Origin of the sequence: Ureibacillus sp. 179-F W5.1 NHS (genome assembly GCF_045369345.1) — a bacterium.
GTDB classification, from domain to species: domain Bacteria; phylum Bacillota; class Bacilli; order Bacillales_A; family Planococcaceae; genus Ureibacillus; species Ureibacillus halotolerans.
The window spans coordinates 24595-36957 of record NZ_JBIQFG010000011.1 but is presented as its reverse complement, the minus strand read 5'-3'; the positions used below and the strand labels follow the sequence as shown (position 1 = coordinate 36957).

11 protein-coding genes are annotated in these 12363 nt (G+C 36.1%); all 11 read left to right on the top strand.

Going from position 1 to position 12363, the window contains the following annotated elements:
* Positions 1 to 181 precede the first annotated feature (181 nt).
* Positions 182 to 1672 carry a glycerol kinase GlpK gene (gene glpK, locus ACH0B5_RS07340; RefSeq protein ID WP_406927647.1) on the top strand — a complete coding sequence of 497 codons (1491 nt, stop codon included), beginning with the start codon at positions 182 to 184 and terminating at the stop codon, positions 1670 to 1672.
* A 183-nt stretch (positions 1673 to 1855) separates the two neighbouring features.
* On the top strand, positions 1856 to 2239 hold the full coding sequence (nusB, locus tag ACH0B5_RS07335; protein ID WP_122971848.1) for a transcription antitermination factor NusB: 384 nt from the start codon (positions 1856 to 1858) through the stop codon (positions 2237 to 2239).
* Positions 2240 to 2263: 24 nt separating this feature from the next.
* On the top strand, positions 2264 to 3124 hold the full coding sequence (folD, locus tag ACH0B5_RS07330; RefSeq protein ID WP_122971847.1) for a bifunctional methylenetetrahydrofolate dehydrogenase/methenyltetrahydrofolate cyclohydrolase FolD: 861 nt from the start codon (positions 2264 to 2266) through the stop codon (positions 3122 to 3124).
* 205 nt (positions 3125 to 3329) lie between these two features.
* Positions 3330 to 4679, top strand: a complete 1350-nt coding sequence (xseA, locus tag ACH0B5_RS07325) for an exodeoxyribonuclease VII large subunit (protein WP_122971846.1) — start codon at positions 3330 to 3332, stop codon at positions 4677 to 4679.
* Positions 4676 to 4909: an exodeoxyribonuclease VII small subunit gene (gene xseB / locus ACH0B5_RS07320; protein WP_277749716.1), complete on the top strand. Its 234-nt coding sequence runs from the start codon at positions 4676 to 4678 to the stop codon at positions 4907 to 4909. Before xseA ends, xseB begins: the two co-directional genes overlap by 4 nt.
* Before the next feature lie 2 nt (positions 4910 to 4911).
* A complete protein-coding gene (locus ACH0B5_RS07315; RefSeq protein ID WP_406927646.1) occupies positions 4912 to 5796 on the top strand; it encodes a polyprenyl synthetase family protein in 885 nt (294 codons plus the stop codon).
* 91 nt (positions 5797 to 5887) lie between these two features.
* On the top strand, positions 5888 to 7792 hold the full coding sequence (gene dxs, locus ACH0B5_RS07310; RefSeq protein WP_406927645.1) for a 1-deoxy-D-xylulose-5-phosphate synthase: 1905 nt from the start codon (positions 5888 to 5890) through the stop codon (positions 7790 to 7792).
* Complete coding sequence (locus ACH0B5_RS07305; RefSeq protein ID WP_122971842.1) at positions 7789 to 8607, top strand: TlyA family RNA methyltransferase; 819 nt, start codon at positions 7789 to 7791, stop codon at positions 8605 to 8607. Before dxs ends, ACH0B5_RS07305 begins: the two co-directional genes overlap by 4 nt.
* A gap of 146 nt (positions 8608 to 8753) precedes the next feature.
* Positions 8754 to 9203: a transcriptional regulator AhrC/ArgR gene (gene ahrC / locus ACH0B5_RS07300; RefSeq protein WP_122971841.1), complete on the top strand. Its 450-nt coding sequence runs from the start codon at positions 8754 to 8756 to the stop codon at positions 9201 to 9203.
* Positions 9204 to 9266: 63 nt separating this feature from the next.
* A complete protein-coding gene (gene recN, locus ACH0B5_RS07295) occupies positions 9267 to 10970 on the top strand; it encodes a DNA repair protein RecN (RefSeq protein ID WP_122971840.1) in 1704 nt (567 codons plus the stop codon).
* Positions 10971 to 11150: 180 nt separating this feature from the next.
* On the top strand, positions 11151 to 12101 hold the full coding sequence (locus tag ACH0B5_RS07290; RefSeq protein WP_122971839.1) for a SpoIVB peptidase S55 domain-containing protein: 951 nt from the start codon (positions 11151 to 11153) through the stop codon (positions 12099 to 12101).
* Positions 12102 to 12363: the final 262 nt, after the last annotated feature.

The following is a 12363-nucleotide window of genomic DNA, read 5'->3' as shown; positions in this document are numbered from 1 at the left end:
GAAAAAATATTTAAAAGAAAGATGTAATTTTTGAATAGATTTAAAGAAGAGTATGTCTTTTTGGGCATACTCTTTTTTAGAATAAAAAGTACTCGAGTTAAAAGTATACGTCGTAACAGTGGTATTATAGTTATGAATAAAAACATACATAATGTTTTGTAGTTCTTTTGGAGGGAAGACATTGGAAAAATATATTTTATCATTAGATCAAGGAACAACTAGTTCCCGAGCTATTTTATTTAATAAGGAGGGGAAGGTAGAACATATTTCCCAGCGAGAATTCAAACAACATTTTCCACAAAATGGCTGGGTTGAGCATAATGCAAATGAAATATGGAGTTCCATCTTATCTGTCATTGCAACGGTGCTTTCAGAAAAAAATATTCGTCCTGAACAAATTCAAGGCATAGGGATCACAAACCAACGGGAAACAACGGTCGTATGGGATAAAACAACGGGAGAGCCGATTTATCATGCAATCGTTTGGCAATCCCGTCAAACTGCTCCAATTTGCAACGAATTATTAGAGCAAGGTTATGGAAAGTTATTCCAACAAAAAACAGGTCTTATTATTGACCCTTATTTTTCTGGTACGAAAGTGAAATGGATATTGGATCATGTAGAAGGTGCCAGAGAAAAAGCGGAAAAGGGTGAACTGCTTTTTGGAACGATTGATAGTTGGATTATATGGAAACTTACGGAAGGAGAAGTCCATGTAACAGACTATTCGAACGCTTCTAGAACGTTAATGTATAACATTTTTGATCTAAAATGGGATGAACAATTGTTAGAAATACTTAATATTCCTTCCACGATGTTACCGGAAGTACGCCCATCATCTGAAATATACGGGCATGTTTCCAAAAGTCATTTCTTCGGCGTGGAAGTCCCCATTGCAGGGATAGCTGGAGATCAGCAGGCAGCCCTTTTTGGACAAGCTTGTTTTGAGTCGGGAATGGTTAAAAATACATATGGCACTGGGTGTTTTATGTTAATGAATACTGGGGAGAAAACGGTCTGTTCCAATCACGGATTATTAACAACCATCGCATGGGGAATAGATGGGAAAGTGGAATATGCTTTGGAAGGGAGTATTTTTGTTGCTGGTTCAGCGATTCAATGGTTACGTGACGGATTAAGAATGTTTCGTGATTCCAGTGAAAGTGAACGGTATGCAGAGAAAGTTTCCAGTACAGAGGGCGTTTACGTCGTCCCAGCTTTTGTTGGACTAGGAACCCCTTATTGGGATAGTGATGTGAGGGGAGCAGTTTTTGGCCTTACCCGTGGAACGACGAAAGAGCATTTCATTCGTGCAACATTAGAATCCCTTGCTTATCAAACAAAAGATGTATTAGGGGCAATGGAAGCAGACTCGGAAATTTCCCTTAAATCTTTACGGGTTGATGGCGGCGTTGTGAAAAATGATCTTTTAATGCAATTCCAGTCGGATATTTTATCCGTTCCTGTTGAACGACCGGCTATTAATGAAACGACAGCATTAGGTGCAGCTTATTTGGCAGGGCTGGCAGTTGGATTTTGGAAAAGTAAAGAGGAGATTTCAAAGTACTGGAATATCGGCAAAAAATTTGTTCCTGAAATGGAAGCGGAGAAAAAAGAAGCATTGTATGAAGGATGGAAAAAAGCGGTCAAGGCGGCACAAGTCTTTAAATGATGTTAAAAGGAAACACAGCATAATACTCTTCTCTCGAACATTCAAAAATGAAAGAAAATGCTATCCAGTTAAATAAAAATCATGTTACTGTTCGTATTTTTTAAAAGTTCGTTTGAAGCTGTGTTAGAATAGCTAAAATATGTTATTATAGGACTTAATGTTACTAATGAAGGAGATTTATACATGAAACGACATGATGCGCGCGAAAAAGCTGTGCAAGTACTGTTTCAGTTAGACAACACAGATCTAACATTACAGGAAGCGATTGGACACGTACTAAATGACGAAGAATCCGATGCATTTTTCGAACAATTAGTACAAGGTGTTACAGAAAATCAAAAAGAAATCGACGAAAAACTTAGTCGAAATTTAGAAAACTGGTCACTCGGCCGTTTACCTAAAATCGAAAGAACGGTATTGAGATTGGCAGTTTATGAATTACTCTTTATGCAAGATACACCGAGCCGTGTTGTTTTAAACGAAGCGATTGAGCTTTGTAAAACATTTGGCGATGAAAAGTCTAGCAAATTTGTCAATGGTGTTCTATCAAAATTCACACAACAATAGTCCTTTGAAAGGAAGTATCAGAAGATGTCTAGTGCAATCATTAACGGAAAAGAAATTGGCCAAGAAATTCGAAAATCAATTGCCGAGCGAGTTCAATTGTTAAAAGAACAAGGAGTGACACCTGGTTTAGCTGTCATTTTAGTCGGTAATAATCCAGCATCACAAACTTACGTTCGAAATAAACAAAAATCTTGTGAAGCAATTGGAATTTTCTCTGAACTGATCCAACTACCGGAAGATGTGACAGAGGAAGAATTGCTTGTACAAATTCGTTCATTAAATCATCGCAACGATATTCATGGAATTTTAGTACAATTACCATTACCAAAACATATCGACGAAGACAAAGTCATCGCAACGATTTCCCCTGATAAAGATGTGGACGGTTTTTCTCCAGTAAGTGTAGGGAAAATGATGTTAGGCCAAGAGACATATTTACCATGTACGCCATTTGGTGTGATGAAATTACTTGAATATTCAGGGATAGACATCGCTGGTAAACACGCAGTTGTAGTTGGTCGAAGCCATATTGTTGGAAAACCAATGGGACAACTGTTACTTCAAAAAGATGCTACTGTTACATATACTCATTCCAAAACACCGGATTTACCTTCCATTACAAAGCAAGCGGATATTTTAATCGCAGCTGTTGGAAGAGCTAACTTTATTACAAAAGAGCATGTGAAACCTGGTGCTGTTGTCATTGATGTAGGTATTAACCGAGACGATCATAATAAATTAACTGGAGATGTAGATTTCAAAGCAGTTGATGGAATCGCATCCCATATTACACCTGTTCCTGGCGGTGTAGGTCCAATGACGATTACAATGTTACTTTATAACACTGTACAATCAGCAGAGAACACCTTAGTACAGGACAAATAAGGTGAAAACATGTAAACTATAGAAACAGAAGCTGTTTTTCTGCGCGGATATGAACCTATAAGTTTTCCGCATAAGAAAATACATCAATTTGCCCTTTTAAGCGACAAATTGTGTTTTTCTAAAAGAGAAACAGCTTTTCTTTTGGAATGAAATGATTTTGATAGTTTCATACAAATACTAATTTTAAGTTGGAGGAGCCGTACATATGACAACGTCTTCTTATTTAACTGTGAAAGCCCTAACAAAATATATAAAACGTAAATTCGATGCAGATCCTCATTTACGTGAAGTGTATGTAAAAGGTGAGCTCTCCAATGTAAAAATACATAGTTCTGGCCATATATACTTTACTTTAAAAGATGATGCAGCAAGAATTACAGCTGCTATGTTTCGTACACAAGCAAGTAAATTGAAATTTAAGCCTGAAGAGGGGATGCAGGTTTATATTCGAGGGGAAGTCAATGTGTACGAATCATCGGGAATTTACCAATTGTATGTGCAAACGATGGAACCCGATGGTGTAGGTGGCTTATTTGTTGCTTTTAATCAATTAAAAGAAAGATTGCAAAAGGAAGGATTTTTTAATCCGAATTTTAAACAACCGATTCCTAAATTTCCGAATACCGTTGGCGTGTTAACTGCAACAACGGGAGCAGCCATTAGAGATATATGTACAACGATTAACAGACGCTATCCTTTAGCGGAAATCGTTATTTACCCAACCGTTGTTCAAGGTGAAAATGCTGCGCCCAATATTGTGAAAAATATTCAGTTGGCGAACAATCAACAGTTATGTGACGTCTTAATCGTAGGTCGAGGTGGCGGTTCTATAGAGGATTTATGGGCATTCAATGAAGAAATCGTTGCCCAAGCTATTTTTGAAAGTAGAATTCCCATTATTAGTGCGGTAGGACATGAAACGGATACGACAATTGCAGATTTTGTTGCGGACCTTCGTGCACCGACACCAACTGCAGCAGCAGAGTTAGCTGTTCCTAACCAACATGAGTTAATTCAACGAATAATATCTAATAAATCCAGATTGCAACAAATGACATCAGCATTAGTCCAGTTTGAGCGGAGCCGCTTAAAGAAACTGCAAAATGCTTATCCATTGGCAACACCAGAAAGGCTATATCGTCCCTTTATAGAAAAAATTGTACAGTTGGATATGCAACTAGGTAGAGCCTCTCAAATGTATTTGATGAAAAAGTATAATGCATTACAAAAACTTGATTCGACGATAAAATCCCATTCGCCTAAAAATGAAATACAGTATAATTATAAACAAATTAATCATATGACCGATTTATTAACCCGCTCCGTTTTGTCTCTGTTACAAAAAAAGAAAGATCAATATGGTGCAAATGTAAGAACTTTAGAGGCGTTAAACCCATTATCAATTATGACAAGAGGGTATAGTGTTACTTATAAAGAGCAACAAGTCGTTAAATCTGTCACGCAATTATCAAAAGATGAAGAAATTGACATTCATTTCCATGATGGAAAAGTTCAAGCAAAAATTATTGAAATTCATGAAGGAGGGGAAAAATAATGAAAAAAGAACAGTCCTTTGCACAAGCTATGTCCGAATTAGAAGAAATTGTACGTAAGCTGGAACAAGGTGACGTCCCTTTAGAAGAAGCGATTGATTTATATAAAAATGGAATGGAATTATCCCATTTTTGTCATGAAAAGTTACAAAATGCGGAAAAACAATTAATATCGATAGTAAACGACCAAGGTGAGAAACAACCTTTTGAACCAACAAACGGAGAGGAATAGCTATGACAAATCGTATAAAGGAATTTATTGCTGATAATTTACCTAAAATTGAGAATGAGTTATACTCATTAGTTCAATGTATTAAAGCGCCAGAACAATTAAAAGAATCTATGCTCTATTCGTTAAAAGCTGGCGGGAAAAGAATTCGCCCCCTTTTTGTTTTAGCAGTATGTGATTTGTTTCAAAATAAACAACAAGAAGCATTAACTGTCGGTGCAGCTGTGGAAATGATTCATACATATTCACTTATCCACGATGATTTACCAAGTATGGATAATGATGATATGCGAAGAGGTAAACCGACAAATCATATTGTTTTCGGTGAAGCATTAGCAACATTAGCTGGCGATGCGCTAAACACATTAAGCTTTGGTATTTTAGCGAGAATGGAAAACGTTCCATCCAATCAACGGGTTGAGCTAATTAATTTATTAAGTATCGCTTCAGGTGCTGAAGGTATGGTTGGTGGACAAGTATTAGACATCGATGGGGAATCTCGTCAATTAAATTTACCTGAGCTTGAACATGTCCATATAAATAAAACAGGAGCAATTTTACGTTTTAGTATAGAGTCAGGTGCTGTTTTATCAAATGCAAGTGAAGAAGAACGGGCGGCATTAGTAGAATATGCCCACCATATCGGCTTAGCATTCCAAATCCAAGATGACATTTTAGATATTGTCGCCACTTCTGAAGAACTTGGAAAAACTGCTGGGAAAGATGAAAAAAGTAATAAAAGCACGTATCCAGCATTACTTACTCTCGAAGGAGCAAAGCAAAAGTTAGAAGAACACTATCATTTTGCCATAGAAGCGCTAGAAAGAGTGGAGAAGGACACTTCTTTATTAAAGGAGTTTGCCCAATATATTGTTCATCGAAATAATTAAAAAATAGCAAATTCTTTTGATTAAAAGTTTTCACTGGTATAATAGTAAAAACGTTTTCTTTGATTAATAATTATGAAAAGGTGTGTGTGAGATGGATTTAACCAAAATTACTAGTCCATCCTTTTTGAAAAATATGAATAGAAAAGAGTTAGAGTCACTAGCAAGTGATATTCGCTCTTTTCTTATTGAAAAATGTTCGATTACAGGGGGACATATTGGCCCAAACCTAGGTGTTGTTGAGTTAACGATCGCATTGCATAAGGCTTTTAATAGTCCGAAGGATAAATTTTTATGGGATGTAGGGCACCAAGCTTATGTTCATAAAATATTAACAGGTCGCGCAGATCAATTTGATACTTTACGACAATTTAAAGGTCTAAGCGGCTTTCCAAAGCGCAGTGAAAGTGAACACGACGAATGGGAAACTGGCCATAGTTCCACGTCTCTTTCTGCTGCGATGGGTATGGCTATTGCTCGTGATATTAAAAAAGAAAAAAATTATGTTATTCCAATTATTGGAGACGGTGCATTAACAGGTGGAATGGCTTTAGAAGCTCTAAACCATATTGGCCATGAAAAAAAGAACATGATTGTCATTTTAAATGATAATGAAATGTCTATCGCTCCAAACGTTGGTGCATTACACAATATTTTAGGTCGACTGCGTACAGCAAAAGAGTATTCAAAGGCAAAAGAGGAATTGGAAGTACTATTGAAAAAAATTCCTGTGTTAGGTGGAAAAGTTGCGAGTACTGCTGAACGAGTAAAGGACAGTTTAAAATATTTAGTTGTTTCAGGTGTATTCTTTGAAGAAATGGGCTTTAAATATTTAGGTCCAATTGACGGACACGATTTTGAAGCTTTAGAAAAATCGCTTGAGTATGCGAAAAAAGTAAAAGGTCCTGTCATTGTTCACGTCATTACGAAAAAAGGAAAAGGGTATAAACCAGCTGAAGAAGATACTGTAGGGACATGGCATGGTACAGGTCCTTATAAGATGGAAACTGGTGACTTTGTTAAATCTTCTGCAAAAGGTCCAAGTTGGAGCAGCTTAGTTTCGGAATCAGTTCGTAAGCTAATGGAAGATGATGAACGGATTGTGGCTATTACACCCGCGATGCCGGTTGGTTCAAAAATGGAAGGAATTCAACGTTCATTCCCTGATCGTTTCTTTGATGTTGGGATTGCTGAACAACATGCAACAACGATGGCAGCAGGTATTGCTACTCAAGCAATGAAACCGTATTTAGCTATTTATTCTACTTTCCTACAACGGGCGTATGATCAAGTATTACATGATATTGCAAGACCAAACTTAAACGTATTCATTGGAATTGATCGTGCTGGTTTAGTTGGTGCGGATGGCGAAACCCACCAAGGTGTATTCGATATCGCGTTCTTAAGACATTTACCGAATATGGTTCTTATGATGCCAAAGGATGAAAATGAAGGTCAACATATGGTAAAAACGGCGATTGAATATAATGATGGACCGATTGCGCTACGTTATCCTCGTGGTAACGGTTATGGTGTACCGATGGATAAAGAAATGAAAACAATCCCTATCGGTAGCTGGGAAATACTAAAAGAAGGTAAGGATGTTGCGATTTTAACCTTTGGTACGACAATTCCAATGGCGATGGATGCTGCTAAAGAATTAGAACAAGCAGGAATTGATGTAAAAGTTGTGAATGCTCGTTTCATTAAACCTTTAGATGTTGATATGCTACATGAATTATTAGCGAAAAAGGTTCCAATCTTAACGATTGAAGAAGCTGTTCTTCAAGGTGGATTTGGTAGTGCGGTTCTTGAGTTTGCTAGTGAAAATAAATACTTAGATGTGGAAATCGACCGAATGGGTATTCCAGATCAATTTATTGAACAAGGTAGCGTTGATTTGTTATTGGAAGAAATTCATCTTACAAAAGAAGAAGCCGTTGAACGCCTTCGAAAATTGGCGAATAGTAACAAAAAAGTAGGAACGAAATTAGTATGACGAAACAAATCAAAGAGCGGGTGGACATATTACTTGTTGAAAGAGGATTATGTGAAACTCGTGAAAAAGCAAAACGCTCTATTATGGCGGGATTAGTTTATTCCAATGAAACCCGTATCGATAAAGCTGGTGAAAAGATTTCTATCGATGCACCTCTCCAAGTAAAAGGGTCTCAACTGAAATATGTCAGTCGTGGAGGTCTAAAACTGGAAAAGGCATTAGAAGTGTTTGATATGTCCGTTGAAGGAAAATTGATGTTGGACATTGGTTCATCAACAGGTGGTTTTACGGACTGTGCTTTACAAAATGGGGCGAAACATTGTTATGCCCTCGATGTCGGATCGAATCAGCTTGCTTGGAAAATTCGTTCCGATGAACGGGTTACGGTAATGGAGAAAACAAATTTTCGATATTCTAAACCGGAAGACTTCACAGAAGGGTTGCCGGAATTTGCAACGATTGATGTTTCTTTTATTTCCCTTTCTTTAATATTACCGGTTTTAAAAACAATTTTATTGCCAGGTGGAGATGTGATGGCGCTAGTAAAGCCACAATTTGAAGCTGGGCGTGAAAATGTAGGGAAAAAAGGCATAGTCCGTGATCCGAAAATTCATTTACAAGTATTAGAAGATACGGCTAAAATGGCAACGGATATCGGATTTGTTGTAAAAAATGCTTCTTATTCACCGATAACAGGCGGTGAAGGAAATATTGAATTTTTATTCCATTTAGTAAATCCAAAAGCGAATGAAGAAGTAGAACCTTTTACTAACTTCAAAGAGATTGTAGAAGCAGCACATAGTGAATTAAAATAACTATTGGATAATTGGTATACATGAAAATTTATGATACCCAAAATAAGTGGGTGACTCTTCATATAAGGGTCATCCACTTTTTCTTGAGGTTTTATAGGTGGAATGTTAGTATAAATATACATATATATTCATAAGAGGTGAACAGGATGAATAAAGGCCAACGTCATATGCGAATCCGTGAAATTGTAACAAATAATGAAATTGAAACGCAAGATGAATTAGTAGATCGTTTAAAACAAAATGGATATAACGTTACACAAGCAACTGTTTCGAGGGATATAAAAGAACTACATTTAGTAAAAGTTCCCCTCCAAGATGGCCGTTATAAATACAGTCTTCCTGCCGATCAACGATTTAATCCATTGCAAAAACTACAAAGAGCTTTAGCAGATTCCTTCGTAAGCATTGATGGTGTATCCCATTTTTTAATGTTAAAATCTTTACCAGGGAATGGGAATGCGATTGCGGTTTTAATCGACCATTTAGAATGGAAAGAGATTTTAGGAACCCTTTCAGGAGATGATACGATTCTTATTATTTGTCGTAGAGAAGAAGATCGTGAAATTGTAAAAGAACGTATTTTAGATTTACTTTAATTTAAATGAATCTCATAAATTTTACTAATTTAGTAAAAGGGTATTTTAAGAGGTGAAGGATTTTTGTTAAAAGAGCTTAGTATACGTAACTTTGCTATTATAGATGACTTAACAGTTGATTTTTCTGATGGTCTAACCGTTTTAACTGGTGAAACAGGTGCGGGAAAATCGATTATTATTGATGCCGTTCATCTCCTTGCTGGTGGACGAGCTTCTTCAGAATTTATTCGACATGGTGCCACAAAAGCAGAATTAACAGGACTGTTCATGATGACAAATGAACATCATCCAATTTACGAAAAACTTGAAGAAGTTGGACTTGAAAGTGAAGAAGGAACGATTATACTTCGCCGGGATATTAATGAAAATGGTAAAAGTGTATGCCGGGTCAATGGTAAACTCGTTCCGTTATCCGTTTTACGAGATATTGGCTCAACATTAATTGACATTCATGGTCAACATGAAAGTCAAGAGCTGATGGATGAAAAGCAGCATATTCATTTACTGGATCATTTTGCCCATCAAGAAATAGCAGAATTGAAAGAACGGTACACTCAAAAGTATCAAGCGTATCGTGACTTCAAACGAGAAATAGCAGCTATTAATATTGATGAACAAAGAACAGCCCAACGAATAGATTTATATCAATTTCAAATGAATGAACTGGAAGAAGCTAATCTGAAATTAGGGGAAGAAGAGGAACTATTAGAAGAACGGAAACGGTTATCTAATTTCCATAAAATTTTTGAACGGGCTAATATTGCCTATGAGGCGATTTCTGGGGAATTAAAAGGATTAGATAATATTGGTGATGCGATGAATGCGTTGGATGATATCGTAGAGTTGGATGAGCAATTTAAAGATTCATCTGAGGCTGTTACAACTTCCTTTTATGCATTACAAGATGCGGCACATCAAATTAAAAATATTATAGATGAATTGGAATTCGATCCAAATCGATTGAACGAAGTAGAACATCGATTAGCTCAATATCAAACGATGAAAAGAAAATATGGGACAACCGTTGAAGAAATATTAAATTATTATGAAAAAATTACCGATGAGTTAGTTCAATTACAAAATCGAGATGAAACGATTAAAAATAACGAAATAAAATTAGCTAAAATGGAAGAGGAATTGGAGCAATTAGCAAAGCAACTTACGAGCAAAAGAAAGCATTGTGCTTCAAAACTTAGTGAAGCCATCATGGGTCAATTGCGAGATTTACATATGGAAAAAGCTAAGTTTATTGTTAATTTTGATTCCTTACATAGTTTTGATGTGAATGGGAAAGACTATGTATCATTCTACATATCAACAAATGTAGGGGAACCGCCAAAATCATTACCAAAAATTGCATCTGGCGGTGAATTATCTCGAATTATGCTCGCTTTAAAAACGATTTTTTCTTCTTCAAATGGTATTACTTCAATTATTTTTGATGAAGTTGATACAGGAGTAAGTGGAAGAGTAGCTCAAGCAATTGCAGAGAAAATTGCTGCCATTTCCATCTCTTCACAAGTGCTTTGTATTTCCCATTTACCACAAGTAGCTGCTATGGCCGACCAACATTATTTAATCCGCAAACAAGTGGAGAAAAATAGAACTTATACGACGGTTTCCAATATCGATATGCAAAATCGTATAGAAGAAATAAGTCGTATGATGGGCGGATCTGAAATTACAGATTTAACTTTACAACATGCTTCCGAGCTTCTGCAGTTAGCAAAAGTGCGCAAAAAAGAGATGCAACATTTGTTTTCGTAGTAAATTTAGTTTTCCATCGTTTGAAAAAAATATTTGTCCAATTTAAAAAAGTAAAAGGAGTAGCTAAATGGCTACTCCTTTATCCACATTTTTTAATTGTTTAGACGACAAATATTTACCTCTCATTAATGATGTACAAGTGACACATAGTAAATGTACAAATCTTAAAGGAGGTGGACTATGAAATGCCATTTGCGTAATCTGTTGTCTTTGGTCCTATTCATGGTATTTATTTTTTCGCCAAATGCAGAAGCCTTTGCGAAGAAATTAATACCAATGGGTGAATCAATTGGGATACAGTTACAATTGCCATTTGTATACGTTGCCCACGATGTTTTATTACCAAATGGACATTGGTTAAAGAAGGGTGACGTCATTACAGAAGTAAACGGTTCATCTGTAACATCTGTCGAAAAAATAAAAGATCAAATTTCCTCGAATGAACTTACATTATCCGTAAAACAGAAAGCCCAAGAAAAACGAGAGCTTTCATTAACAAGTGAACAAGCAAATAATATTTTACCGTTTTTGAAAGATGAAACAGATGGCATAGGTACATTAACCTTTATAGATCCAGAGTCGAAACAATATGGTGCTTTGGGTCACCAAATAATCGATGGTGTTTTAAATGAACCCCCAGACTTTACGGACGGTTCCATCTTTTTAGCCTCCATAGAACAGATCAAGAAAAGCAGTCCGGGAAATCCTGGTTACAAAATTTCCGTTATTGATCATAACAACATTCGTTTAGGAAATGTTAAATCCAACGACTTATATGGCATTTTCGGTAGCTGGGAAAGCGACTTAAAAGAAAGTTTACGCAAACCAATTGATATTATGAACGAAGAAGAAATTGAGCTCGGTAAGGCAGAACTTTATACGGCTATTGAAGGGTCGGAAGTGGAAGCCTTTGAAATAGACATAACCAAAATCGAAGATAATTTTTTACAGTTTGTCGTAACCGATAAAGAATTATTAGAAAAAACAGGTGGTATCCTTCAAGGGATGAGTGGCAGCCCGATTATACAAAAAGGACAATTTGTAGGTGCGGTAACGCATATGTTTGTCGAACAACCATCTAAAGGGGCAGCAATTACGGTTACAGAAATGTTAAAGAAAAAACCGAAATAAGCAAAAAGACTACACTTTTCATGAAAAGTGTAGTCTTTTTTTGTTATTTATAACAAAATCATGACGTGAAATGTTTTTTGTTATAGTTTAATTAAGAGGAATTCAAAAATAATGTCGAGAAAACATGAAACCTTCGGACTAGTTTATCATTTTTTTATAAATTAAAGGAATTTTCTAACTGATGTCGAAATTACAATTGTCAAGTATAGTAAAACTGTGGCATAAAATGAGACGGAATACTAATTAAGTAGAATACTTGTAT